The organism is Serratia sp. AR11 (genome assembly GCF_056376275.1).
Genome location: NZ_CM150739.1, coordinates 4,862,050 through 4,887,135, shown reverse-complemented (window position 1 = coordinate 4,887,135; position 25,086 = coordinate 4,862,050). Strand labels below are relative to the sequence as shown.

30 protein-coding genes are annotated in these 25,086 nt (G+C 55.2%); 14 read left to right on the top strand and 16 right to left on the bottom strand.

The features are described from left to right. Positions 1-17 precede the first annotated feature (17 nt). Together ACSOSI_RS23080 and ACSOSI_RS23075 are read left to right on the top strand one after the other, a co-directional pair. The gene (locus ACSOSI_RS23080; protein ID WP_476706226.1) at positions 18-1,232 is read left to right on the top strand and encodes a lactonase family protein; all 1,215 of its coding nucleotides are present in this window, start codon (positions 18-20) and stop codon (positions 1,230-1,232) included. A gap of 51 nt (positions 1,233-1,283) precedes the next feature. Then, on the top strand, positions 1,284-3,200 hold the full coding sequence (locus ACSOSI_RS23075) for a BglG family transcription antiterminator (RefSeq protein ID WP_476706225.1): 1,917 nt from the start codon (positions 1,284-1,286) through the stop codon (positions 3,198-3,200). 55 nt (positions 3,201-3,255) lie between these two features. Here ACSOSI_RS23075 and npr read toward each other — a convergent pair whose 3' ends face one another. The 12 genes from npr to ACSOSI_RS23015 all read right to left on the bottom strand — a co-directional run bounded on the left by npr (position 3,256) and on the right by ACSOSI_RS23015 (position 11,601). Further along, positions 3,256-3,528, bottom strand: coding sequence for a PTS phosphocarrier protein NPr (npr, locus tag ACSOSI_RS23070; RefSeq protein WP_012147066.1), 273 nt, complete (start codon positions 3,526-3,528; stop codon positions 3,256-3,258). Continuing rightward, positions 3,525-4,379: an RNase adapter RapZ gene (gene rapZ, locus ACSOSI_RS23065; protein ID WP_012147065.1), complete on the bottom strand. Its 855-nt coding sequence runs from the start codon at positions 4,377-4,379 to the stop codon at positions 3,525-3,527. Before rapZ ends, npr begins: the two co-directional genes overlap by 4 nt. 131 nt (positions 4,380-4,510) lie before the next feature. After that, positions 4,511-4,972 (bottom strand): PTS IIA-like nitrogen regulatory protein PtsN, encoded by a 462-nt coding sequence (gene ptsN, locus ACSOSI_RS23060; RefSeq protein WP_012147064.1) that lies wholly within the window; start codon positions 4,970-4,972, stop codon positions 4,511-4,513. A gap of 163 nt (positions 4,973-5,135) precedes the next feature. Then, positions 5,136-5,423: a ribosome hibernation promoting factor gene (gene hpf / locus ACSOSI_RS23055; protein ID WP_012147063.1), complete on the bottom strand. Its 288-nt coding sequence runs from the start codon at positions 5,421-5,423 to the stop codon at positions 5,136-5,138. Positions 5,424-5,446: 23 nt separating this feature from the next. Continuing rightward, on the bottom strand, positions 5,447-6,880 hold the full coding sequence (gene rpoN, locus ACSOSI_RS23050) for an RNA polymerase factor sigma-54 (RefSeq protein ID WP_012147062.1): 1,434 nt from the start codon (positions 6,878-6,880) through the stop codon (positions 5,447-5,449). 50 nt (positions 6,881-6,930) lie between these two features. Continuing rightward, positions 6,931-7,656 (bottom strand): LPS export ABC transporter ATP-binding protein, encoded by a 726-nt coding sequence (lptB, locus tag ACSOSI_RS23045; RefSeq protein ID WP_006317106.1) that lies wholly within the window; start codon positions 7,654-7,656, stop codon positions 6,931-6,933. A 6-nt stretch (positions 7,657-7,662) separates the two neighbouring features. Further along, complete coding sequence (gene lptA, locus ACSOSI_RS23040; protein WP_012147061.1) at positions 7,663-8,202, bottom strand: lipopolysaccharide ABC transporter substrate-binding protein LptA; 540 nt, start codon at positions 8,200-8,202, stop codon at positions 7,663-7,665. Next, the gene (lptC, locus tag ACSOSI_RS23035; RefSeq protein ID WP_012147060.1) at positions 8,171-8,749 is read right to left on the bottom strand and encodes an LPS export ABC transporter periplasmic protein LptC; all 579 of its coding nucleotides are present in this window, start codon (positions 8,747-8,749) and stop codon (positions 8,171-8,173) included. Before lptC ends, lptA begins: the two co-directional genes overlap by 32 nt. Further along, positions 8,746-9,300, bottom strand: coding sequence for a 3-deoxy-manno-octulosonate-8-phosphatase KdsC (gene kdsC / locus ACSOSI_RS23030; RefSeq protein ID WP_017894144.1), 555 nt, complete (start codon positions 9,298-9,300; stop codon positions 8,746-8,748). The genes lptC and kdsC overlap by 4 nt, the downstream gene beginning before the upstream one ends. Positions 9,301-9,317: 17 nt before the next feature. Beyond that, positions 9,318-10,304, bottom strand: a complete 987-nt coding sequence (gene kdsD, locus ACSOSI_RS23025; RefSeq protein WP_112362650.1) for an arabinose-5-phosphate isomerase KdsD — start codon at positions 10,302-10,304, stop codon at positions 9,318-9,320. A gap of 20 nt (positions 10,305-10,324) precedes the next feature. Then, positions 10,325-11,302 carry a calcium/sodium antiporter gene (locus ACSOSI_RS23020; protein WP_017894142.1) on the bottom strand — a complete coding sequence of 326 codons (978 nt, stop codon included), beginning with the start codon at positions 11,300-11,302 and terminating at the stop codon, positions 10,325-10,327. A gap of 20 nt (positions 11,303-11,322) precedes the next feature. Further along, the gene (locus tag ACSOSI_RS23015; RefSeq protein ID WP_156779312.1) at positions 11,323-11,601 is read right to left on the bottom strand and encodes a hypothetical protein; all 279 of its coding nucleotides are present in this window, start codon (positions 11,599-11,601) and stop codon (positions 11,323-11,325) included. Positions 11,602-11,605: 4 nt separating this feature from the next. Between ACSOSI_RS23015 and mlaF the strand changes: the two genes are divergently transcribed. The 7 genes from mlaF to murA all read left to right on the top strand — a co-directional run bounded on the left by mlaF (position 11,606) and on the right by murA (position 16,399). Beyond that, positions 11,606-12,421: a phospholipid ABC transporter ATP-binding protein MlaF gene (mlaF, locus tag ACSOSI_RS23010; RefSeq protein ID WP_012147056.1), complete on the top strand. Its 816-nt coding sequence runs from the start codon at positions 11,606-11,608 to the stop codon at positions 12,419-12,421. Positions 12,422-12,425: 4 nt separating this feature from the next. After that, entirely contained in the window at positions 12,426-13,208 is a 783-nt protein-coding gene (gene mlaE / locus ACSOSI_RS23005; RefSeq protein ID WP_476706224.1) for a lipid asymmetry maintenance ABC transporter permease subunit MlaE, read from the top strand. 4 nt (positions 13,209-13,212) lie between these two features. Next, entirely contained in the window at positions 13,213-13,746 is a 534-nt protein-coding gene (gene mlaD, locus ACSOSI_RS23000; RefSeq protein ID WP_261413917.1) for an outer membrane lipid asymmetry maintenance protein MlaD, read from the top strand. 14 nt (positions 13,747-13,760) lie between these two features. Beyond that, on the top strand, positions 13,761-14,390 hold the full coding sequence (mlaC, locus tag ACSOSI_RS22995; protein WP_218216724.1) for a phospholipid-binding protein MlaC: 630 nt from the start codon (positions 13,761-13,763) through the stop codon (positions 14,388-14,390). Continuing rightward, positions 14,390-14,689 carry a lipid asymmetry maintenance protein MlaB gene (gene mlaB, locus ACSOSI_RS22990; RefSeq protein WP_153858882.1) on the top strand — a complete coding sequence of 100 codons (300 nt, stop codon included), beginning with the start codon at positions 14,390-14,392 and terminating at the stop codon, positions 14,687-14,689. The genes mlaC and mlaB overlap by 1 nt, the downstream gene beginning before the upstream one ends. A gap of 140 nt (positions 14,690-14,829) precedes the next feature. Then, positions 14,830-15,084 carry a BolA family iron metabolism protein IbaG gene (gene ibaG, locus ACSOSI_RS22985; RefSeq protein WP_017894138.1) on the top strand — a complete coding sequence of 85 codons (255 nt, stop codon included), beginning with the start codon at positions 14,830-14,832 and terminating at the stop codon, positions 15,082-15,084. Positions 15,085-15,139: 55 nt separating this feature from the next. Then, on the top strand, positions 15,140-16,399 hold the full coding sequence (gene murA, locus ACSOSI_RS22980) for a UDP-N-acetylglucosamine 1-carboxyvinyltransferase (protein WP_012147050.1): 1,260 nt from the start codon (positions 15,140-15,142) through the stop codon (positions 16,397-16,399). 69 nt (positions 16,400-16,468) lie between these two features. Here murA and degS read toward each other — a convergent pair whose 3' ends face one another. The 3 genes from degS to zapG all read right to left on the bottom strand — a co-directional run bounded on the left by degS (position 16,469) and on the right by zapG (position 19,591). Further along, positions 16,469-17,527: an outer membrane-stress sensor serine endopeptidase DegS gene (gene degS, locus ACSOSI_RS22975; RefSeq protein ID WP_476706223.1), complete on the bottom strand. Its 1,059-nt coding sequence runs from the start codon at positions 17,525-17,527 to the stop codon at positions 16,469-16,471. Positions 17,528-17,623: 96 nt separating this feature from the next. Beyond that, on the bottom strand, positions 17,624-18,994 hold the full coding sequence (degQ, locus tag ACSOSI_RS22970; RefSeq protein ID WP_476706222.1) for a serine endoprotease DegQ: 1,371 nt from the start codon (positions 18,992-18,994) through the stop codon (positions 17,624-17,626). 195 nt (positions 18,995-19,189) lie between these two features. Continuing rightward, positions 19,190-19,591 (bottom strand): Z-ring associated protein ZapG, encoded by a 402-nt coding sequence (zapG, locus tag ACSOSI_RS22965; RefSeq protein ID WP_012147047.1) that lies wholly within the window; start codon positions 19,589-19,591, stop codon positions 19,190-19,192. Positions 19,592-19,822: 231 nt separating this feature from the next. Here zapG and zapE point away from each other — a divergent pair, with 231 nt between their 5' ends. The 5 genes from zapE to sspB all read left to right on the top strand — a co-directional run bounded on the left by zapE (position 19,823) and on the right by sspB (position 23,547). Then, on the top strand, positions 19,823-20,953 hold the full coding sequence (zapE, locus tag ACSOSI_RS22960) for a cell division protein ZapE (protein ID WP_476706221.1): 1,131 nt from the start codon (positions 19,823-19,825) through the stop codon (positions 20,951-20,953). Between the two features lie 276 nt (positions 20,954-21,229). Further along, positions 21,230-21,658: a 50S ribosomal protein L13 gene (gene rplM / locus ACSOSI_RS22955; RefSeq protein ID WP_012147045.1), complete on the top strand. Its 429-nt coding sequence runs from the start codon at positions 21,230-21,232 to the stop codon at positions 21,656-21,658. A 15-nt stretch (positions 21,659-21,673) separates the two neighbouring features. Next, the gene (rpsI, locus tag ACSOSI_RS22950; protein WP_012147044.1) at positions 21,674-22,066 is read left to right on the top strand and encodes a 30S ribosomal protein S9; all 393 of its coding nucleotides are present in this window, start codon (positions 21,674-21,676) and stop codon (positions 22,064-22,066) included. 336 nt (positions 22,067-22,402) lie between these two features. Then, the gene (gene sspA / locus ACSOSI_RS22945; RefSeq protein ID WP_012147043.1) at positions 22,403-23,044 is read left to right on the top strand and encodes a stringent starvation protein SspA; all 642 of its coding nucleotides are present in this window, start codon (positions 22,403-22,405) and stop codon (positions 23,042-23,044) included. Between the two features lie 5 nt (positions 23,045-23,049). Continuing rightward, positions 23,050-23,547, top strand: coding sequence for a ClpXP protease specificity-enhancing factor (gene sspB, locus ACSOSI_RS22940; RefSeq protein ID WP_012147042.1), 498 nt, complete (start codon positions 23,050-23,052; stop codon positions 23,545-23,547). A gap of 120 nt (positions 23,548-23,667) precedes the next feature. Here the strand turns inward: sspB and ACSOSI_RS22935 are convergent, their stop codons facing one another. Next, positions 23,668-25,086, bottom strand: a complete 1,419-nt coding sequence (locus tag ACSOSI_RS22935) for a glutamate synthase small subunit (protein ID WP_012147041.1) — start codon at positions 25,084-25,086, stop codon at positions 23,668-23,670.

The window sequence follows — 25,086 nt, the reverse complement described above, 5'->3', positions numbered from 1 at the left end:
CTATCATAAGGATAACTATGCGAAACTGGCAGTCTCCAACCCTACGCACCGCGTTAACTCTGGCGTTACTGGCGATGACCAGCCCGGTGCTGCATGCTGAGGATGCAATGAAATCTACGTCATCTCATTTTGCTTATATCGGTACTTACAATCCCAACGGTGAAGGCGTTTACCGGGTGCAGGTTGACTCGGCCAGCGGTGCGTTAAGCGCCAGAACGCTGGTCAGCAAGCAGGCCAATCCGGCACAGCTTACCGTGGATGCCAAAGGCCAGACGCTGTATGTCGCCAGTGAAGTGGCGGATTTTAACGGCACCAGGCACGGCGGCATTATTGCCTACCATATCAATCCGTCCGATGGCAGCCTGACGCAGCTTAATCAGGTCGATTCACAAGGCGCGGGGCCGGTTTATCTTTTTCCGACGCCCAATGGCCGTTATCTGCTGGTAGCGAACTACGTCAGTGGCACCGTGGCGGCCTTCCCGCTGGAGAGTGACGGTAAACTGGGCAACGCCAGCTCGGTGCAGCAACAGCAAGGGCCTGCAGGTGCCGGCAAGCCGGAAGGCGCGGTAGAAGGCAGTTTTGCCATCAGCGATCACAATGGGCCGCATGCGCATATGATCGCCAGCGATCCGAGCGGCAAGTTTGTGTTTTCTACCGATCTGGGGCTGGATCGGATCTACCAGTGGCGCTTTGACGATGCCAGTGGCCAGCTGACGCCGAACGATCCGCCGTGGATCGCCGCATCTTCTGCTGGTGCCGGCCCACGTCACTTTGTCTTCCATCCGGACGGCAAAACTGTGCTGCTGGTGAATGAAGAGGCCTCGACGCTGACCAGCTACCGTTTCGACAGCCAAAAAGGGACATTGAAACAGTTACATGTCGTTTCTTCGTTGCCTGCCGATTATAAGGGTACCAACTTTGCCGCCGGGCTGGTTCTGAGCGCAGACGGCAAAAATCTGTATGTTGCCAACCGGCTACATAACAGCATCGCGCAGTTCAGCGTCGGCAGCGATGGCGAGTTGCACGCGGTGGCGGAAACCTGGACGCGTGGCGATTATCCACGCTCCCTGACGCTAAGCCCGGATGGCCATTATCTGTATGCCATGAACCAACGCAGCGATAACGTCACCCGCTTTGGCGTGGATAAGGTCAGCGGCAAACTCAGCTTTGTTGAAGGCTATACGCCGGTGGGCAGCCCCTCGCAAATGGTGTTCTTGCCGGTGGCGAAGTAACCCGTTGCCCGCCTGATTCCCCAGGCGGGCACCTTAATTGACGGAAAGAGAATGGTGCGATTTCCCTACCCGCGTTTGGCCTATCTGTTTGATGCTTTGCAGTCAGAGACTTTGCCACAGGAAGAGCTGGCGAAGCGCTTTGCTGTTTCCACCCGAACTGTGCGCGCCGACATCACCGCGCTGAACGATATTCTGGAAAACTATGGTGCCCACTTTGTGCATAGCCGTGGGGCGGGTTATCGCCTGCAGGTCGATGACGTCGTACTGTTTAGCGCCCTGCAACATCAGGAACGTAAAAAACACGCCACGCCACGCAGCGCGCAGGAACGGGTGCACTATTTGCTGATTCGTTTTCTGACCTCAGCCTTTTCTCTGAAACTTGAAGATTTAGCCGATGAATGGTTTGTCAGCCGTGGCACGCTGCAAAACGACATGGCTGAGGTAAGAGAGCGTCTGGCGCACTACCAATTGACCATTGAAACCAAACCGCGCTACGGCATGAAGCTGTTTGGTTCGGAGATGGCGATCCGCGCCTGTCTGACCGATCTGTTATTCCAACTGCACCTGGCCGATGCCGAAAATCCGCTGCTCAACAATGAGATCCTGCGGCAACCGCAGGTGACGACCTTTGCCGGTTTGCTGCATCCGTTGCTGTCGCAATATGCCATTCGTTTGACGGACGAAGGTGAGCAGTATCTGATTTTCTATTGTGCAGTGGCGCTGCAACGCATTACCGATGGTTATCCGCTGCCGGACTTTGACGTTGAGGACGGGGATGACGCGGTGCGCAAGGTTTCGACCTGGCTGGCCGGGGAACTGCGTAAAGCCAGTGGCAAAGAGATATCGATAGCGGAAGAGGCCTACCTGCGGGTGAACATTGCTGCGCGGCGGGTGCAGGAGGTGCAACCTACCGAGATCAACGCCGACGATGAAGAAGCGCTGGTGGATTACATTCTGTCGTATATCAACGCGCACTATAACTACAATCTGCAGGGTGACAAGCAGCTGCGTGCCGATCTGCTGACCCATATCAAGACCATGATCACCCGGGTGAAATACCAGATTAATATCCCCAACCCGCTGCTGGCGAACATTAAACAGCACTACCCGATGGCCTATGACGTGACGCTGGCCGCGGTCTCCAGCTGGGGGAAATATACGCCCTACACCCTGAGTGAAAACGAGATCGGTTATCTGGTACTGCACATTGGCGTTGGGCTGGAGCGGCATTACAACATCGGCTATGAGCGACACCCGCAGGTGATGCTGGTGTGCGATACCGGTAACTCGACGGTGCGGATGATCCAGGCGCAGATCGCACGCAAATACCCGCAACTGGTGATGACGCGCATCGTTTCACTGCGAGATTACGAGGTGCTCAGCCATATCGACGAAGACTTCGTTATTTCCAATGCGCGGGTTAGCGAAAAGAACAAGCCGGTGGTGGTGATGTCGCCGTTCCCGACCGAATACCAGCTCGAACAGCTCGGCAAACTGGTGCTGGTGGATCGTACCAAGCCCTATATGCTGGAGAAGTTCTTCGACGCCGAGCATTTTATGTTGGTCAATGAACCGCTGACCCAGGCGGAATTATTCCAGCAGGTGTGTCGTCAGCTTGAGCAAGAAGGCTATGTTGGCGAAGATTTTTACCCTTCAGTGGTCGAGCGCGAGGCGATTGTTTCTACCCTGCTGGGTGAAGGGATCGCGCTGCCGCACTCGCTGGGGTTGCTGGCGAAAAAAACCGTCGTGGTGACGCTGCTGGCGCCGCAAGGGGTGGCCTGGGGTGAAGGTGAAATTGCCCACGTGATTTTCCTGCTGGCGATCAGCAAGAGCGATTACGAAGAGGCGATGGCAATCTACGATCTGTTCGTCACCTTTGTGCGCGAACGTTCGATGAGTCGCCTGTTGGGCAGTGATAATTTCGACAGTTTCAAGGCGGTGGCGCTGGACTGTTTAAGCCGGATCTAGCTGCAGGAATGATGTGTTGTAAAGTAGGTGCGCTGCATGTAGCGCACCTGACTCTTTAGTCTTCGTCAAAACCGGAATTGATCAGTTCGATCACCGCCGCGAGTGCCTTGGCTTCATCCGGGCCGGTGGCTTCCACTTCGATATGACGGCCCTGCGCGGAGTCCAGCATCAGCAGCGCAATCACGCTGCTGGCTTCGGCCTCGGTGCCACTGTCGTTGCGTAGCATCACCTCGGCATCAAAGCTTTGCACCAGCTCAAACAGCTTCATCGCCGGGCGCGCGTGCATCCCCAGCTTGTTTTTGATTTCAACCGTTTGTTTGACCGTCATTGTTTGCGTTTTTCCAGCGTGCGGTGGCGCGACTGCACGTTTTTGCCGCGTGAGCGGAAGTAGTCGGCCAGCTGTTCTGCCACGTAGACTGAACGGTGCTTACCGCCGGTACAGCCAATGGCGACCGTCAGGTAGCTGCGGTTGTTGGTTTCCAGCATCGGCAACCACTGTTCGAGATAGCTGCGGGTCTGGTAGATAAAGTTGTGCACTTCGGTGTGGCGATCGAGGAACGAGGCGACGGGTTTATCCAGACCGGTCATCGGGCGCAGTTTCGGATCCCAGTGCGGGTTAGGCAGGAAGCGCACGTCAAACACGTAATCGGCGTCGATTGGAATACCGTGCTTGAAACCAAAGGATTCGAACACCATGGTCAGTTCGCGCTCGCGTTTGCCCAACAGGCGGGTACGCAGCATTTCGGCCAGTTCATGCACTGACATTTCTGAGGTATCGATGATCAGATCGGCCCTGGAGCGCAGTGGCTCAAGCAGGTCGCTCTCTTCATCGATGGCGCTTTCCAGCGACAGGTTCTTGCTCGATAGCGGGTGCAGACGGCGAGTATCACTGTAGCGGCGAATCAGCGTATTACGGTCGGCATCGAGGAACAGCAACTGCGGCGAAAAACTGTCCGGCAGTTGAGTCATCGCATATTCAAACACTTCCGGCGATTCCGGCATGTTACGTACGTCGATGCTTACCGCAGCGGAGCTATTGCGTTCCGCCAGCGTATTGGCAAGCTGCGGCAGCAGTACCACGGGCAGGTTATCAACGCAGTAAAAACCCATGTCTTCCAGCGCCCGTAAGGCGACGGATTTCCCTGAACCGGAACGGCCGCTGACAATCATCAGCACCATGTGGCAACTCCCCCTGGCATCTCAGTGGCGTTTATCGCCACCGTTAGAAACTTTAGGATCCCTGTCCGAACCGGGATCCATCGTGGCTAAACAGTATCGTTATCCGGGCTGGAAGTCACGCCAGCCGGGCGTTACTCGGTGATGATTTGGTAAAGCTCTTCGTCACTTTGCGCCGCACGCAGGCGGCGGCATACGGTTTTGTCGGCCAGGCGTTTGGCGACCAGCGACAGAGTATGCAAATGGGTTTTACATTGGTCGGCAGGTACCAGTAAGGCAAACAGCAGATCGACCGGCTGGTTATCAATGGCGTCAAAGGCGATAGGTTGGTCGAGACGGATAAACACGCCAACGGCCCGCAGTGTGTCCTCTTCCAGTTTGCCGTGGGGAATAGCGATACCATTGCCGATACCGGTACTGCCCATGCGCTCGCGGGTGAGAACCGCGTCAAACACTACCTGTGATGACAGGTTGAGCTGTTTTGCGGCCAGTTCGCTGATAATTTCCAAAGCCCGTTTCTTGCTGGTGCAATGGACGGAGCTTCTGGTGCACTCGATGTTTAACACCGAGCTTAATTGCATTGTTTCGTTGTTCATCTCATCTTCACTTAAAACCACACCAGCAAGCAGGAGGCTTGTGAGGTGATTTTTCGCCTTGTTTAACCCTTGATGGCTTATCGGCGCGATACCCATACAGGTAACGCGCCGATGGCCGAGGCTACGTTTGAGCCGTACCCGCTGACGGAAACGGCCCAGAATGTCAGTGTTGTTTCAGTTTGTCTTTATGTTTGTTCAATTGACGCGCCAGTTTGTCGATCAGGCTATCAATTGCAGCATACATGTTCTCGTCTTCCGAGGTGGCGTGCAACTCGCCTCCATTCACGTGCACCGTCGCTTCCGCAATCTGCTGCACTTTTTCCACACTAAGTACGACATACACCTGATTTATGCGATCAAAATACTGTTCGAGTTTGGCGAACTTGGTGTTCACGAACTCGCGCAAAGGTTCGGTGATTTCGATGTGGTGTCCGGTAATGTTGAGCTGCATAATGTCTTCCTTCTCAATAGAGGTCAAACCAACTGTTTACGTTGGTTGGACGGCGGGATGGACAAAGACTCTCGGTACTTGGCGACGGTACGCCGTGCCACGATGATCCCCTGGTCGGAGAGCAGGGTGGCCAGCTTGCTGTCGCTGAGCGGTTTGGCGGGGTTTTCCGCCGCGATCATTTTCTTGACCACTGCCCGGATCGCCGTAGAGGAGGCTTCGCCCCCGCTGTCGGTATTCACATGGCTGGAGAAGAAATATTTCAATTCGAAAATGCCGCGCGGACTGTGCAAAAACTTCTGCGTGGTCACGCGTGAAATTGTCGATTCATGCATCTCCACGGCCTGGGCAATATCTGCCAGCACCATGGGCTTCATAAATTCTGTGCCCTGTTCAAAGAACGCCTGTTGCTGCTCGACGATGCAGCGCGAAACTTTCAGCAGAGTGTCGTTTCGGCTTTCCAGACTTTTGATCAGCCATTTCGCTTCCTGCAAATTGCTGCGGATGTACTGCCCGTCACTGTCGTTACGTGCGCTATTGCCCATCGCGGCGTACTGCTGGTTGATCTTCAAGCGTGGAATGCTGTCGCTATTGAGCTCGACCGTCCAGACATCCTGCACTTTGCGCACCAGCACGTCCGGGATCACATACTCGGATTCGCCGGTGTTGATCGACTGACCCGGACGGGGATCCAATGACTGGATCAGCAACATCGCTTCTTTCAGTGTATCTTCTTTTGAGCGCGTTGTTCGCATCAGGCTGCGAAAGTCGTGGTTAGCCAGCAGGTCCAGATGCTCGCTGATGATCAGGCGTGCCTCAGCCAGATAGGGCGTGTCTTTAGCGTACTGGGAAAGCTGAACCAGCAGACAATCGCGCAGGTCGCGCGCGGCGACGCCAACCGGATCAAAACGCTGTACGCGCTTCAATACCGCTTCGACTTCGTCCATTGTCACATTATCGTCACCCAGACTCTCCAGAATGTCTTCCAGCGGCACGGTGAGATAGCCGGTGTCGTCAACGGCGTCGACGATTGAGGTGGCAATAGCGGCATCGGTGTCGGAAAACGGTGTCAGATCCACTTGCCACATCAGGTAATCCTGCAGGGTCTGGGTGGTCTCGCCCTGATAAACCGGTAGCTCATCGTCACTGTAATCGGTGCGGGTACCGGACGGCGTACCGGCGGTGTAGATTTCGTCCCAGGTGGCGTCGAGCGGCAGCTCTTCGGGCATGTCCTTTTGTTCCAACGCCTCGCGGGTATCCAAACCTTCGGTTTCGACAGTTTCTTTGGCGTCGACTTCTTCGTGCAGGTCGCTCTGTTCAAGCAATGGGTTGCTCTCTAACGCCAGCTGTATCTCCTGCTGGAGCTCAAGCGTGGACAACTGCAGCAGGCGGATAGCCTGCTGGAGCTGGGGGGTCATGGCCAGTTGTTGGCTAAACCTGAGTTGCAAACCTTGCTTCATAATCTTCAGTCTACTTCCGTTAACAGTCGTCCATCAGGACGCGCTGGCACTCAGAGGCGGAATTCTTCGCCCAGATAAACGCGTTTCACCTGCTCATCGGCCAGAATAGCATCCGGCGTGCCGTGGGCAATCAGTTTGCCCTGGCTGACGATATAGGCGCGTTCACACACGTCCAGCGTTTCGCGCACGTTATGGTCGGTGATCAGCACGCCCAGGCCGCTGTCACGCAAGTGCTCGATAATTTTTTTAATGTCGATAACGGAAATCGGGTCAACCCCGGCGAACGGTTCATCCAGCAGGATGAATTTCGGATTCGCCGCCAGCGCACGGGCGATCTCGACGCGGCGGCGTTCACCACCGGACAGCGCCTGGCCCAGGTTGTCGCGCAGGTGGGAGATATGGAATTCTTCCATCAGCTCTACCGCACGGTCTGCTCGCTGCTCGCTGCTGAGATCTTCACGGATCTCCAGCACGGCCATCAGGTTGTCATACACGCTGAGGCGGCGGAAGATGGAGGCTTCCTGCGGCAAATAACCGATGCCACGGCGCGCACGGGCGTGCAGCGGCAGCAGGCTGATGTCTTCTTCGTCAATCACGATACGCCCGGCATCACGCTGAACGATACCCACCACCATGTAGAAGGTGGTGGTCTTGCCGGCGCCGTTTGGCCCCAGCAGGCCGACGATCTCGCCGGATTTCACTTTCAGGCTGACGTCTTCAACAACTTTGCGGCCCTTGTAGGCTTTCGCCAGGTTTTCTGCGATGAGTGTAGCCATAAGTGATTAGTTACTCTTCTTTTGCCCGTTTTTGTCTTGCAACTGCGACGGTACCAGAACCGTAGTCACGCGTTTGCCTTTGTCGCTAAACGCCTGCATTTGCTGCTGTTGCACCAGATAGGTGATGCGATCGCCTTTTACGTTGCTGTCGAGCTGTTCCAGATAGGCATTCCCGGTCAGGGTCACCAACTGCGACGCCACATCGTAACGGACCTTCTGCGCGTGGCCTTTCACCGGCTTGCCGCTGTCTTGCATCTGATAGAAGGTCACCGGATTGCCAAAGGCTTCGATATAAGTTTTGTTCTGATCGCCGCCTGGGCGGGTCACCACAACCTTGTCTGCCTTGATATCGATAGTGCCTTGCTTGATCACCACGTTATCGGTAAAGGTGCTGACGTTGCTCTGCATATCCAGAGACTGTTTCAGTGAGTCAATGCTTACCGGTTGGCTGGAGTCGGACTTCAGCGCCCAGGCGGGTGCGCTGGCGGCCAAAATCAAGCTGCCGATCAACAAATTACGGCTTGGTTTGTTGGTTCTGAATTTCATAGTTGGTCTTAACCTTATCAATCAGCTCAGCGGTTTTGGCCCGCAGGTTCCCACGCATTTTCATGCCGTTAGAGGTGAAGTTCGTCCCATAGAGCGTCACTTCGTCATCCGAAGCCACATCCTGGGTCACCAGGTTCACCTGAGCATTGTCTGTTTTAATTTTTTCCAGCTGTGAGGTGGTGGTCAGGCTGTTCACCTCGACATGGCCGTAAAGATACAGCATCCGGTCTTTAGTCAGTTTGGCGCGATCGGCGCGAACTGACCAGGTGGCCACCGCGTTTTCATCAAACAGCGTCATCACCGGCTGGGTAAACCAGCTTAATTCGTCGGCCTCATAGTACTTTACGTCTTCCGCCACCAGCTTATAGCTCAGCTTGCCGGTCGGATTGTACACTATGGTGACCGTGTGCTGGCTCTGATAAGTCGGGTCTTTACTGTTAGCCGGTCCCGGCATGGCATCATCATTGACATCAGTCATGTTCCAGCCAATCAGCGCCAATGCGATCACCGCCAGCAGGATGGTGATCCAAAGTTTGGTTTTACTCATATCGACAGCCCTTTGGCGTCCTCCAGCTTGTTCTGAGCCAAAAGAATAATGTCACACAGCTCGCGCACCGCACCGCGGCCGCCGGCAATGCGGGTAATATAGTGGGCTCGTGGCAGCAACAGAGGATGTGCATCTGCTACCGCGACTGCCAGGCCAACCTGGGCCATTACCGGCCAGTCGATCAGATCGTCACCGATATAGGCTACCTGATCTGCCGTTAGCGACAGTGTATCCAACAGTTCGCGGAAGGCCAAAAGCTTATCGGATTGCCCCTGATAAAGGTGGGTAATACCGAGGGTATTTGCGCGGTCTTCCAGCAGCTTGGCGGAGCGGCCGGTAATAATTGCCACTTCAATATCCGAGGTTTTCAGGCAGCGAATGCCGTAACCGTCGCGCACGTTAAACGCTTTTAGTTCTTCACCGTTGTTGCCCATGAAAATCAGGCCGTCTGACAGCACGCCATCGACATCACAAATCAGCAGGCGGATTTTACCGGCGCGCGCCATGACGTCTTGTTCTACAGGCCCGTAGCAGGTTTCAACCAGACTCATTGAGTTCTCTTCCATAATTAAACGACGCCGGCGCGCAGCATGTCATGCATATGTACCACACCCAGCAACTGGTCGCCATCGGCAACCAGCACTGAGGTGATATGACGTTGCTGCATCAGGTTCAGCGCGTCGACCGCCAGCAGGTTCGGCCGCACTCGCACGCCACCGAGCGTCATGACATCGACGATCCTGGCCTCGTTGAGATTGATACCCATATCAAAAATCCGGCGCAGGTCACCATCGGTAAAGATACCGGCGATCTTCATCAGATCGTCACAGATGACCGTCATGCCCAGATTTTTGCGGGTGATTTCCAGCAGCGCGTCGCGCAGCGATGCATCGGCGCTGACGTGGGGAATTTCATCGCCGCTGTGCATGATATCACTCACGCGCAGCAGCAGTCGGCGGCCCAGAGCGCCACCAGGGTGTGACAACGCAAAATCTTCCGGCGTGAAACCGCGGGCTTTCAGCAGGGCGACGGCTAGCGCATCGCCCATCACCAGGGTGGCGGTGGTGCTGGTGGTCGGTGCCAGGCCGAGCGGGCAGGCTTCCTGTGGCACCTTGATGCACAGGTGAATATTCGCCGCTTTGCCCAGCGAGCTTTCCGGGTTGTTGGTCATGCAGATCAACGGGATTTGCTGGCGCTTCAATACCGGGATCAGCGCCTGGATTTCGTTGGACTCGCCGGAGTTGGAGATGGCGAGCACAATATCCTGCGCAGACACCATGCCCAGGTCACCGTGGCTGGCTTCCGCAGGGTGGACAAAGAACGAAGGCGTGCCGGTGCTGGCGAAGGTGGCGGCAATCTTGCAGCCGATATGGCCGGATTTGCCCATGCCCATCACCACCACTTTACCCGTGCATTCGGCGATCAACTCGCAGGCGCGGGTAAAGTCTGCATTGATGTATTGATCGAGCTGAGCCAGCCCGTCACGCTCAATCTGCAGCACTTCTTTGCCTGCCTGCTGAAAATCAAAGCCTGGTTGCAACTGAATGTTCGACATACTCATTCCCGCTCGTCGGTTTAGCCGAAAGTACTGAAAGGGTTAAAAAACAGCACCGCAAGATACGCAATAAAGCCACATAATAACAGAGCCCCTGCCAGATGACCGATGCGATGTTTACGCCCAACGCACAAGGCGGTGAGCACAATGCTGACCGCCAGCATCACCCAGTAATCGCGGTGGAAGGCGGCGCCATCGACACTGCCAGGAGACAGCAGGGCGGGGACACCCAGCACTATCACCGTATTGAAAATGTTGGAGCCGATGATATTGCCAATCGCCATATCATCCTCACCCTTTAGTGCTCCGGCGATGGAGGTCGCCAGCTCCGGCAGGCTGGTGCCGACAGCGATAAGGGTCAGGCCGACCACCAGCTCACTCATACCGAAAAAGTGCGCGATCACCGTGGCGTTATCGACCACCATTTTGGAAGACAGCGGCAGAATGATAAACGCCAGCACCAGCCACAGCACCGCCACGGTGTTGCTGCTGTCCTGCGGCAGCTCGGCCATTTGTTCCACGGTCAGGCTGTCGTTGCCTTCACGCTGTGCCAGCCGGGCAATTTTCAACATCAACAGAATGAAGACGGCGGCGGCGGCCAACAGCACCACGCCATCCAGCCGACTTAGCGTGCCGTCCATCAGCACGAAACCGCACAATACTGTGACCGCCAACATCAGCGGCAGTTCGCGTCGCAACACTTCAGAACGTGCAGCCAGCGGGTGGATCAGCGCGGCAACGCCGAGGATCAAGAGAATATTGGTGATGTTGGAACCAATTACGTTTCCCACCGCCATATCTATCTGCCCGTTCAGCGCAGCGGTGGTCGAAACAAACAGTTCCGGCAGCGAAGTGCCGATGCCGACGATGGTCATGCCGATAATCAGCGGTGGCACACCAAGTGAACGAGAAATCACCGCAGCACCGTAAACTAAGCGGTCTGCGCCATACACCAGTAAAAATAAACCAACGATTAATAAAACTATCGCGAGAAACATGCAGGGTCCTTTGTTGGGAATTATCCCGGTTCGTTGGTTAAAAGCCGTAATTCGGCTATCTTGCTTTGCCCTCCGTTGCGCAGGCAAAATCCGCAGCAACGGGATTTCCCGGCTAATATATGAACACTTTCGTTTTTTTTCGTTATGGTGCCAATTTTGACCGGGTGGCGCGTAAAAGTAAAACCTATGGCACCATTGGTAACGAAATGCCGGTAAGTTTTTGTAAAGATGAGACGCATTGCGCCCGTTGCTTTAACATCGCGGGTAGATTTGGCAAAAATAAGCCGCAAAGGATCCATTAACATGCACCAGAAGGCAGAGAATCTGGTCGAAGTTCGCGACATGACTTTCTCTCGCGGCGATCGACTAATATTCGAAGACATCAACCTGACGGTTCCCCGTGGCAAGGTGACGGCGATCATGGGGCCGTCCGGTATTGGTAAAACGACGCTGCTGCGTCTGATTGGCGGCCAGTTGGCACCGGACAGCGGTGAGATCTGGTTTGATGGCGACGACATTCCTGCATTGTCCCGTCATCAGCTGTATGAAGCACGTAAGAAAATGAGCATGCTGTTCCAGTCAGGCGCGCTGTTCACCGATCTGACGGTGTTTGAAAACGTGGCTTATCCGCTGCGTGAGCACAGCCGCTTACCGGAACCTATTCTGCGCAGTACGGTAATGATGAAACTGGAGGCGGTCGGACTGCGTGGTGCGGCCGAGCTGATGCCCAATGAGTTGTCCGGCGGTATGGCGCGGCGTGCGGCGCTGGCGCGGGCGATTGCGCTTGACCCGGAGATGATCATGTTCGACGAGCCTTTCGTCGGTCAGGATCCGATCACCATGGGTGTGCTGGTTAAGTTGATTGATGAGCTCAATCACGCGCTGGGCATCACCTGCATTGTGGTTTCGCATGATGTGCCGGAGGTGCTGAGCATCGCCGACTACGCGTACATTGTTGCCGATCATCGGGTGATTGCCGAAGGCACCGCGCAAGAATTACAGAACAATCCTGATGCACGCGTGCGCCAGTTCCTGGATGGTATTGCCGATGGGCCGGTGCCTTTCCGTTATCCGGCCGGCGATTATCAGGCCGAGTTGTTAGGTTTAGGGAGTAAATAAGCTGATGTTATTACAGGCGTTAGCGTCGATAGGACGCCGTGGCATCAACACCTGCGCCAGCTTTGGGCTCGCCGGATTGATGCTGTGGGGCGCGTTGGTCGGGCGGCCCGAGCCGCGCAAGCAGTGGCCGTTGCTGCTCAAGCAAATGCACAGTGTAGGTGTGCAATCACTGCTGATTATCATGGTTTCCGGGTTGTTTATCGGCATGGTACTGGGGCTACAGGGCTATTTGGTGCTGACCACCTACAGTGCCGAAGCCAGCTTGGGCATGATGGTGGCGCTGTCGCTGTTACGTGAACTGGGCCCGGTGGTGACGGCACTGTTGTTTGCCGGTCGTGCCGGTTCCGCGCTGACGGCCGAAATTGGCCTGATGAAGGCAACCGAACAAATCTCCAGCCTGGAAATGATGGCGGTCGATCCACTGCGGCGTATTGTCGCGCCGCGCTTCTGGGCCGGTTTAATTAGCATGCCACTGCTGACGCTGATCTTTGTCGCAATTGGTATCTGGGGCGGTTCGATAGTTGGCGTGGATTGGAAGGGTATAGACAGCGGCTTCTTCTGGTCGGCCATGCAGGGTGCCGTAGAGTGGAAAAAAGACTTGCTCAATTGCGTTCTCAAGAGCGTGGTATTTGCCATCACCGTGACCTGGATTGCCATCTTCAACGGTTATGATGCGGTACCGACCTCTGAAGGGATTAGCCGGGCAACGACCCGTACCGTGGTACATTCGTCACTGGCGGTGTTGGGATTGGATTTCGTGCTGACAGCACTGATGTTTGGGAATTGATTCGATGCAAACGAAGAAGAGTGAGATCTGGGTTGGGGCATTTATGCTGATTGCGCTGTGCGCCATCGTGTTTTTGTGCCTGCAAGTGGCGAACATTAAGTCGATCGGTAACGAGCCGACCTACCGCATTTATGCGACTTTCGATAATATCGGCGGTCTGAAAGCGCGTTCACCGGTGAAAATCGGCGGTGTGATGATTGGCCGGGTGGCTGAAATCTCGCTCGACCCTAAAACTTATACGCCGCGCGTTGCCCTGGACATCCAGGATAAATTCAACCAGATACCGGATACCAGTTCACTGGCGATCCGCACCTCCGGCCTGCTGGGGGAGCAATATCTGGCACTGAACGTCGGTTTTGAAGACCCGGATATGGGTACTACCATCCTGAAGGACGGTGGTACCATTCAAGACACCAAATCAGCCATGGTCCTGGAAGATCTGATCGGCCAGTTCCTGTATAAGAGCGGCGGTCAGGATGACGCAGCCAAAGCGGGCGATGCGGCGACTGCGCCGCAACCTGCCGCCCCCATTCATTAAGAGAGGAAGCCTGCATGTTTAAACGTTTACTTATGGTTGCTCTGCTGGTGGTTGCGCCGCTGGCGAACGCGGTCGATCAAACCAATCCTTACAGCCTGATGCAGGACGCGGCTCAAAAGACCTTTAACCGTCTGAAAACCGAGCAGCCGAAAATCAAGCAGGATCCCAACTACCTGCGTTCCGTAGTGCATCAGGAGTTGATGCCTTTTGTACAGGTTAAATACGCCGGTGCACTGGTACTGGGCCGTTATTACAAAGAAGCGACCCCGGCGCAGCGTGAAGCTTACTTCACCGCATTCCAGGCCTACCTGGAACAGGCCTACGGCCAGGCGTTGGCGATGTACCACGGCCAGACTTACCAGATTGAACCTGAAAAGCCGTTGGGTAATGCCGATATCGTCGCCATCCGCGTGACCATCATTGACCAGGGCGGTCGCCCGCCGGTGCGCCTGGACTTCCAGTGGCGCAAAAACAGCAAGACCGGTTACTGGCAGGCGTATGACATGATCGCCGAAGGCGTCAGCATGATCACCACCAAGCAAAACGAGTGGGCATCTACCTTGCGTACCCAAGGGATTGACGGCCTGACCAAACAACTGCAGGCGGCGGCGCAGCGTCCAATCACGCTGGATCAGAAAAACTGATGACCGCACTCAGTTTTGAATCGCAGCAGCAGACTCTGATCCTGCGCGGTGAACTGGATCGGGAAACTCTGTTGCCGCTGTGGGAACAGCGGGAAACGTTGCTGGCGGATAAAACTGTCCTCGACGTTACGCAATTGCAGCGTGTGGACTCTTCCGGGCTGGCATTGCTGGTACATCTGCGTGAACAGCAGCGTCAGCACGGCGTGGAATTAAAAATTTCTGGTGCCAGCGATCGCCTGAAAACCTTGATCACGCTGTACAACCTGCAAGCAATAATGCCTGTCGATACCGCTGGTTAGCCCTACTTTCGGCTGGTTAAAGACGGTTTCGCCTCAGAAAGCCCCTGTTACACAGGGGCTTTTTCTTTAGTTTAAGAAAACGTCTGATTCCACTAAGATGTCAGGCTGATTATGATCCTTTTGATGCAGAACTGGATACTATGGAAAATAACGAGATTAAAGACGTGCTGATGCGAGCATTGGCACTGGATGAAGCACATGTTACCGGTGACGGTAGCCATTTTCAGGTGATCGTGGTCGGCGAGCTGTTTGCCGCCATGAGCCGCGTCAAGAAACAACAGGCGGTGTATGCACCGCTGATGGAATACATTGCGGACAACCGAATTCATGCTTTGTCGATCAAGGCGTATACCCCAGAAGAGTGGCAGCGAGATCGCAAACTCAACGGATTTTAAGGCTGTTTGCCCAGCGGGGCGGGCAGCGTCAGTTTAGATAATAGAGAGTAGTCAAATGGATAAATTTCGTGTGCAGGGCCGGACCCGCCTAAGCGGTGAAGTTGCTATTTCCGGGGCCAAAAATGCTGCCCTGCCGATCCTGTTCGCCGCATTATTAGCGGAAGAGCCGGTCGAGCTGCAGAATGTCCCGAAGCTGAAGGACATCGATACCACCATTAAGCTACTCAACCAGTTAGGCACCAAGATTGAGCGTAACGGTTCCGTATTCGTTGATGCCAGCGGCGTGAACGAATTCTGCGCGCCGTATGACCTGGTGAAAACCATGCGTGCTTCTATCTGGGCTTTGGGGCCTCTGGTCGCTCGTTTTGGTCGTGGTCAGGTTTCCCTGCCGGGCGGTTGTGCGATCGGCGCTCGTCCGGTTGATCTGCATATTACGGGTCTGGAACAGCTGGGTGCAGAGATCAAACTGGAAGAGGGTTACGTAAAAGCTTCCGTTGACGGCCGCCTGAAGGGTGCACACATCGTTATGGACAAGGTGAGCGTTGGCGCTACCGTGACCATCATGAGTGCAGCAACACTGGCGACGGGCACCACCGTGATTGAGAACGCCGCACGTGAGCCGGAAATTGTCGATACCGCCAATTTCCTTAATACGCTGGGTGCGAAAATTACCGGTGCCGGCAGTGACCGCATCACCATCGAGGGCGTTGAGCGCCTGGGCGGCGGCGTTTATCGCGTTCTGCCGGACCGTATCGAAACCGGCACCTTCCTGATCGCTGCCGCGGTTTCCGGTGGCAAAGTAATGTGCCGTGATACCCGTCCGGATACGCTGGATGCCGTGCTGGCCAAACTGCGTGAAGCCGGTGCGGATATTGAAGTGGGTGAAGACTGGATCAGTCTGGACATGCACGGCAAACGTCCGAAAGCGGTGACCATTCGCACCGCGCCGCACCCGGGGTTCCCAACCGATATGCAGGCTCAGTTCAGCTTGCTGAACCTGGTCGCGGAAGGCACCGGTGTGATCACCGAGACCATCTTCGAAAATCGCTTTATGCACGTGCCTGAATTGATCCGTATGGGTGCACATGCCGAGATCGAGAGCAACACCGTGATTTGTCACGGCGTTGAGCAACTGTCCGGTGCTCAGGTTATGGCGACCGATTTGCGCGCTTCAGCCAGCCTGGTGATTGCCGGCTGCATCGCCGACGGCGTGACCGTCGTAGATCGTATCTATCACATTGACCGTGGCTATGAGCGTATTGAAGACAAGCTGCGTGCGCTGGGTGCAAATATCGAGCGTGTGAAAGGCGAGTAATCTGTAGGATGCCGGGGTGATGCCCCGGCGAAAATGCAGTCTTGAGGGCTCGGCTTTGCCGGGCCCTTTTTAATTGGTGTCTTCCGGGAATTCGCCCACGGTCATCTTCAAGGTGATGCGTTTGCCTTCGCGCAACACAATCACCGGAATTTCAGTGCCTGGGCGGATCTCCGCCACCTGGTCCATGGTCTCCAGCACCGAAATCGCCGGTTTGTTGTCGACGTTGATGATCACGTCGTTGATATGGAACCCGGCGTTACCAGCCGGCCCGTTCGGCGTAATTTCGGTCACGATAATGCCCTGCAGGCGATCGATGCCGGAATTGGACGAACGCAGAGGAATAATCTCTTTCCCCTGAATACCGAAATAACCGCGGATGACGCGGCCGTCGCGGATCAGCTTGTCCATAATCTTGGTGGCCAGCTCGATGGGAATGGCGAAGCCCAAACCTTCCGGCGTTTCCCCGTCGGTGATTTTATCGTAGGTCAGGGTATTGATGCCGATTAGCTCGCCCAGCGAGTTGACCAGCGCGCCGCCCGAGTTGCCGCGGTTAATCGAGGCATCGGTCTGCAGGAAGGTTTGGCGACCGGTGGTGCTCATACTGATGCGGCCGGTAGCGCTGAGGATCCCCTGAGTGACGGTCTGACCGAGATTGAAGGGGTTGCCGATCGCCAGTACTACGTCACCTACGTGCGCGGTGCGAGCCGTGTTTATCGGGATCACCGGCAGGTTGCCCGGATCAATTTTCAGCACCGCCAGATCGGTCAAACCGTCAGAACCGACTAACAATGCTTCGTAACGGCGGCCGTCCTGTACCACCACGGTAATTTGTTGTGCATCCTTGATCACGTGGCGATTAGTCAGGATATAACCGCGCTCGTTCATGATCACGCCAGATCCCAGAGAGAGTATGTTGGCGGAACCGTTCATATTGCGGTTGTAGATATTCACCACGGCGGGCGCGGCGCGACGCACCGCTTTGTTGTAGCTGATCGGCGTTTCGTCAAGAGTACTGTCATGTTTTTCTGCGAACAGGATATTGGAAGAACGTAGCACGGGCAGAGCAGCCAGCAGCAGGCCGGCAACGATTAAACCAATAACGACGGAACGCAAGAGCTTAGCAAACATGGAGTTTTAGTACGTGAGATGAAGGATACACGGAGGATAGCATGAGAATACCGGGCGCAGTATGTCACCGGGCCCGGTTTTTAAACAAATTACCGATTAACGCAACAGCAGATAAATGGTTTCGCCGCCGCGCACGATGTTCAGTGCCATCACCGGTGGCTTGGCTTCCAGCACCTTGCGTAAGGTCGTGATGTTTTCAACGCGCTGACGGTTGACGCCAATGATCACATCGTCTTTCTGCAACCCGATCTGCGCGGCTACGGAGCCTTTATCGACTCTATCGATCTTCACGCCTTTGTCACCACCTGGAATGGCACCGTTGCTCAGTGACACGCCTTGCAGAGCCGGAGAAAGCGTTTCGGCGTTGGTGGAGGCACCTTCGCTGTTGTCCAGCGTGACGGAAACTTCCTGCGGCTTACCGTCGCGCAGCAAGCCAACCTTGATGGTTTTGCCAGGAGCTGTAGTACCAACCTTGGCACGCAGTTCGGCGAAGCTGCTGACGGGCTTGCCGTCGACGGAAACCAGAATGTCACCGGCTTTGATGCCGGCCTTGGCGGCGGCAGATTTCGGCAACACTTCGCTGACGAAGGCACCGCGTTGGGCGTCGGTGTTAAACGCCTTGGCCATATCGGCGGTCATTTCACTGCCTTTGATGCCCAGCAGGCCGCGTTTCACTTCGCCAAATTCAATCAACTGCTGGCTGAGGTTCTGCGCCATGTTGCTCGGAATGGCAAAGCCGATGCCCACGTTGCCACCGCTTGGCGCCAAAATGGCGGTGTTGATACCGATTAACTCACCGTTGAGGTTAACCAGTGCGCCACCGGAGTTGCCGCGGTTGATGGAAGCATCGGTCTGAATGAAGTTTTCCAACCCTTCCAGGTTCAGACCGCTACGACCCAGTGCAGAGATAATACCGGAAGTCGCCGTCTGGCCGAGGCCGAATGGGTTGCCGACGGCCACGGCAAAGTCGCCGACCCGTAGTTGATCGGAGTCCGCCATTTTTATCGCGGTCAGGTTTTTCACATCGCTGAGCTGCAGCAGGGCAATGTCGGACTGTTCGTCACGTCCCAACAACTTGGCATCCACTTCACGCCCGTCATTCAACTGTACGCTGATTTTGTCGGCATTGTTGATCACGTGGTTATTGGTCAGCACATAGCCTTTGGCGGCGTCGATGATCACGCCAGAACCCAAGCCTTCAAACGGGCGTGAGCTTTGCTGCTGCCCAGGGCCGCCGGGGCCGAAGAAGCGTTTGAGCTCTTCCGGTACCTGCTGGCGCTGCACCTGGGTGCCTTCCACATGCACGCTGACGACAGCGGGCAATACTTTTTCCAACATTGGCGCCAGGCTTGGCAACTGCTGCCCCTGCACGGCGACAGGCATCGCCGCGTTGGCTGCCGGTACGGAGGTCAGTGTGAGGCCAATACTCATTGCCAATGCACTAAGAATTAACGACTTTTTATTCATTGATTATAACTCTCTCAATACCTGCCGGTGAAAGGGTGATGATAATGCAGCAGCACTACCATAGTGAAGGGTAAGACCGTGAATTTGCGTGAAAAGTTCACTCAGGCGCCAGCTTTAAGGATAGCTCGGCGTGGGGAAGAAAAAGCATGGGGGAGCAAAAGCCCGTGGAACTGGTCCACGGGCGAAGAACAGCGTTTAGTCGCGGCGCGGACGTTCGCCACGCAGCAGGCCGGATGCGCCTTCTGAGTAGTCGCGCGGCATCTCTACCGGCGTCTGATCGTTATCCGCTTCGGCTTCGGTCAGGCGATAGCGGAACGGGTTTTCCTGCATTGGCAGGTCCGGCAGCAGGTTGTTGGAGCTTTTCGCCATGTGCTGATACAGCTGGCGATAGTCGCGTGCCATATTGTCCAGCAGCTCGGCGCTACGGGCAAAGTGGCCGACCAGCTCCTGGCGATACTCTTCAAGATCGGTTTTGCTCTTGTCCAACTCGTTCTGCAAAACTTGTTGTTGACGTAATTTACGGTTACCAAAACGCATCGCTACCGCACCAATGACGATACCGACCACCAAACCAATCAGCGCATACTCCCAGGTCATGATGACTCCTATTTTGACTTCGTTGTTCCGCAGGGATTTTTCACTTAATAATATCCACTATAACCGTTAACCTTGTCCGAGTGGAATCCTGATGAGCCATGACCTGTTTTCTTCAGGGTTTTCAGCGCCGCCCTGAGCGGGTATTTGTAGCGATAAGGGCGCGAAGCCACCCAAAGTTGCCGCGAAAATGGGCTAAATAATTTCTAAGCGTTGTGAAGGAACATCGAACAGATGCAGGCACAATCACCGTTATCACGCTACCAGCGGCTGCTTGCTGCGGGAGAATACCAGGCTGATGAAGTCCAGATGGAGGCCGTGACTCAACTGGATCATATCTATCAGGCATTATTGCAGCAGACGCCCGCTGTCAGTGCGCCGGCCGCGGGCCTGCGCGGCAAACTGAATCGTTGGCTGGGCAAGAGCAGTGAAAAGACTCAGCAGCGTCCGGTCCAGGGCTTATATATGTGGGGCGGGGTTGGACGCGGCAAAACCTGGCTGATGGACATGTTCTTCCATAGCCTGCCAGGGGAGCGCAAGCTGCGGCTGCATTTTCACCGTTTTATGCTGCGGGTGCACGAAGAGCTGACCGAACTGCAGGGGCAGGAAAACCCACTTGAAATCATCGCGGATGGTTTCAAGGCACAGACCGATGTGCTGTGTTTCGACGAGTTCTTTGTTTCCGATATTACCGACGCCATGTTGTTGGCAACGCTGTTGCAGGCGCTGTTTGCCCGTGGCATTACGCTGGTGGCGACCTCCAATATTCCGCCGAACGATTTGTACCGCAACGGCCTGCAGCGGGCGCGTTTCCTGCCGGCGATCGATCTGATTAACGAATTCTGTGACGTGATGAACGTTGACGCCGGCATTGATTATCGCCTGCGTACCTTGACTCAGGCGCATTTGTACCTGACGCCGCTTGATGAACAGACCCGGCTGACCATGGATCGGATGTTTGTGAAGCTGGCCGGCAAGCAAGGAGAGGCGGCGCCGGTATTACAGATCAATCATCGGCCGTTGCAGGCGATCAACGCGGTAGACGGCGTACTGGCGGTCGATTTCCACACGTTGTGCGAAGAGGCGCGTAGCCAGTTGGACTATATTGCGCTGTCGCGCCTGTATCACAGCGTGATCCTGTATAATGTGCGGGTGATGGGGCCGCTGAAGGAAAATACCGCGCGCCGCTTCCTGGCATTGGTCGATGAATTTTACGAACGTCACGTCAAACTGGTGATCGCTGCCGAAGCGTCGATGTTCGATATTTACCAGGGTGAGCGGTTGAAGTTCGAGTACCAGCGTTGTCTGTCGCGGCTGCAAGAAATGCAGAGCGAAGAGTATCTGAAGTTGCCGCATCTGCCGTGACGTCCAGGGGGACCCAGGCCACTGGCGTCCCCGGTTTTCTGCCATTGGCGTTTAATTGCGTTTCTATTCAAAAAGCGTTCGATCTTTGTGAGCGACTTCTCTATAATCTTGCGACCCCACGTTACAACAAAGTTTTTTTCCCAAAAACTTTTTAGTGCCGGCAATGGCTATTCGAAGGGGTAGGTTTGCTGGACTTGTATGGTCGTGTGAGCCTCAACTGTTTTCGAGCGTTTGGGTGTTCACCAACGTGTAACTAATTATTGGGTAAGCTTTCTAATGAAAACTTTTACAGCTAAACCAGAGAGCGTAAAACGCGACTGGTACGTTGTTGATGCAGATGGTAAAACTTTAGGCCGTCTCGCTACTGAACTGGCTCGTCGTCTGCGCGGCAAGCATAAAGCGGAATACACCCCGCACGTTGATACCGGTGACTACATCATCGTTCTGAACGCAGAAAAAGTTGCTGTAACCGGCAACAAGCGTACAGACAAAGTGTATTACCGTCACACCGGCTACGTCGGTGGTATCAAGCAAGCGACCTTTGAAGAGATGATTGCCCGCAACCCAGAGCGTGTGATTGAAATCGCGGTTAAAGGCATGCTGCCAAAGGGTCCGTTGGGTCGTGCAATGTTCCGTAAACTGAAAGTTTACGCGGGCACAGAGCACACTCACGCGGCACAGCAACCGCAAGTTCTTGACATCTAATCGGGATTATAGGCAATGGCTGAAAATCAATACTACGGCACTGGTCGCCGCAAAAGCTCCGCCGCTCGCGTTTTCATCAAGCCGGGCAGTGGTAACATCGTAATTAACCAGCGTAGTCTGGAACAGTACTTCGGTCGCGAAACTGCCCGCATGGTAGTTCGTCAACCGTTGGAACTGACCGACATGGTTGGTAAGTTTGACCTGTACATCACCGTTAAAGGTGGTGGTATCTCTGGTCAGGCTGGCGCTATCCGTCACGGTATCACCCGTGCACTGATGGAGTACGACGAGACTCTGCGCGGTGAATTGCGTAAAGCTGGCTTCGTTACTCGTGACGCCCGTCAGGTTGAACGTAAGAAAGTCGGCCTGCGTAAAGCACGTCGTCGTCCGCAGTTCTCCAAGCGTTAATTTTTTACTGCCTCGGCAGTGGAATTTACGCCAAAAACCCGGTGCTTCACCGGGTTTTTTTATGCCTGAAAATCAACTTGTCGCTACTAAAATCTTTGGTATATCAGACAATTCAATACGAAATCACCGCACAGCCCCCACAAAACAAGCAAAATCTGGTAAACTATCATCCACTTTTGCGCCTGTTCGCCATGCAGCAGTTATCAGTCTACCTCCGAGGCCGTTTTTATGACCTAAGGTTTCGCTGCAAGTTGCTGGCCTGCGGTCAAGATCATTCAGGATAGCAGCCTGTCAGTTGGCTATTCGCAGTATTTTCTAGATAACTTGGAGGTTTTCATGGCTGTCGCTGCCAACAAACGTTCGGTAATGACGCTGTTCTCTGGCCCGACCGACATTTTTAGCCATCAAGTACGTATCGTACTGGCGGAGAAAGGTGTCAGCGTTGAGATTGAGCAGGTTGAGTTGGATAACCTGCCGCAGGATCTGATTGACCTCAACCCGTACCAGACGGTGCCTACCCTGGTCGATCGCGAACTGACCCTGTATGAATCCCGTATCATCATGGAATACCTCGATGAGCGTTTCCCGCACCCACCATTGATGCCGGTCTACCCGGTTGCTCGTGGTGAGAGCCGCCTGATGATGCTGCGTATCGAGAAAAACTGGTATTCGCTGATGTACAAAATCGAGCAGAGCAACGGCCAGGAAGCTGAATCAGCTCGCCGTCAACTGCGCGAAGAACTGCTGGCGATTGCCCCTATCTTTGGTCAGACCCCGTACTTCATGAGCGAAGAGTTCAGCCTGGTGGATTGCTACCTGGCGCCGCTGCTGTGGCGTTTGCCGCAGTTGGGCATTGAACTGAGCGGTGCTGGTTCCAAAGAGCTGAAAGGCTACATGACTCGCGTGTTCGAGCGTGACGCCTTCCTGGCCTCCCTGACCGAAGCCGAGCGCGAAATGCGCCTGCAGACTCGGGGCTAAGCGTTATGGATATGTCTCAGATGACTCCGCGCCGTCCGTATCTGCTGCGAGCTTTCTATGACTGGCTGTTGGACAATCAGTTGACACCGCACCTGGTGGTGGATGTGACGCGTCCTGACGTTCTGGTGCCTATGGAATTCGCCCGTGATGGTCAGATCGTTCTGAACATCGCGCCGCGTGCAGTGGGCAACCTGGAGTTAGGCAACGACGAAGTGCATTTCAACGCACGTTTCGGTGGTGTACCGCGTGAAGTCTCGGTGCCAATGGCAGCGGTGCTGGCGATTTATGCCCGTGAGAACGGTGCAGGCACCATGTTCGAACCGGAAGCCGCTTATGAAGCGGAAGGCACGTTTGAAGGTTTGGACAATGAGACGATCCCTTCGGAAAGCCTGATGTCGGTGATTGATGGCGATCGCCCCGATCTGGATGAAGGTAACGATTCAGACGACGAGCCGCCACCGCCGCCACGTGGTGGCCGCCCGGCACTGCGCGTGGTGAAATAATCCCGCAGCGGTGAACAGTAAAGGTCGCTTCGGCGGCCTTTTTTATGGCTTGCGATCCGGGAAAAAACAAAGGGCCCGGCAGATCACCTGCGGGCCCTTTGGGGAAAAGCCGGTGGAAGATTAGACTTCCAGGTAGCTCATGATGCCATCGGCAGCTTTACGACCTTCGGCAATCGCCGTTACCACCAGATCCGACCCTCGCACCGCATCGCCACCGGCGAAGATTTTCGGGTTGCTGGTCTGGAAGGCATTATCGGTGCTTTCCGGTGCCACAATGCGGCCCTGTTTGTCGAGCTCCACATCGTGCGCGGCCAGCCAGTCCATCTGGTGCGGACGGAAACCAAAGGCCATAACCACCGCGTCGGCATCAATGATGTGCTCGGAACCTGGCACCTGCTCAGCAATCTGGCGGCCGTTGGCATCCGGTGCACCCAACTGGGTACGAACCATTTTCACTCCGGCCACGCGACCGGCGCTGTTGAGTTCGATGCTCAGTGGTTGCAGGTTGAATTTGAAATCAACCCCTTCCTCACGCGCGTTTTTCACTTCGCGTTTGGAGCCTGGCATGTTGGCTTCATCACGACGGTAGGCGCAGATAACGTCGGTTGCCCCCTGGCGAATAGAGGTACGCACGCAGTCCATCGCGGTGTCACCACCGCCCAGCACCACCACACGTTTGCCTTCCATGCTGACATAAGGCTCGTGCTGCTCGGCCTGATAGCCCATCAACTGCTTGGTGTTGGCGATCAGGAACGGCAGGGCGTCATAGACCCCCGGCGCATCCTCGTTCTCCAGGCCACCGCGCATTGACTGATAGGTACCGACGCCGAGGAACACCGCGTCATAATCACTCAGCAACGTCTCCATGGTGATGTCTTTGCCCACTTCGGTATTGAGTTGGAACTCAATGCCCATCTCGCTGAAGATGCCACGGCGCTTCACCATCACTTCTTTTTCCAGCTTGAAGGCCGGGATCCCGAAGGTCAGCAGGCCGCCGATCTCCGGGTGACGATCGTAAACCACCGCTTTCACGCCGTTACGGGTCAGCACATCGGCACAGGCCAGGCCTGCCGGGCCGGCCCCGATCACCGCCACGCGTTTACCGGTAGGCAGCACGTGAGACATGTCTGGTTTCCAGCCCATCTCAATCGCTTTATCGCTGATATAGCGTTCGATGTTGCCGATGGTCACCGCACCGAACTCGTCGTTCAGGGTACAGGAACCTTCACACAGACGATCCTGCGGGCAGACGCGACCGCACACTTCCGGCAGGCTGTTGGTCTGGTGCGCCAGATCCGCTGCCTCCATGATGCGGCCTTCATTTGCCAGCTTCAGCCAGTTCGGGATGTAGTTGTGAACCGGGCATTTCCATTCGCAATAAGGGTTACCGCAGGACAGACAACGGTCCGCCTGCGCCTTCGCCTGACTTTCCGAAAACGGCTCGTAAATCTCTACAAACTCAATTTTACGGATCTTGAGCGGTTTCTTTGGCGGATCAACGCGCTGCAGGTCGATAAATTGATAAACATTCTGACTCAT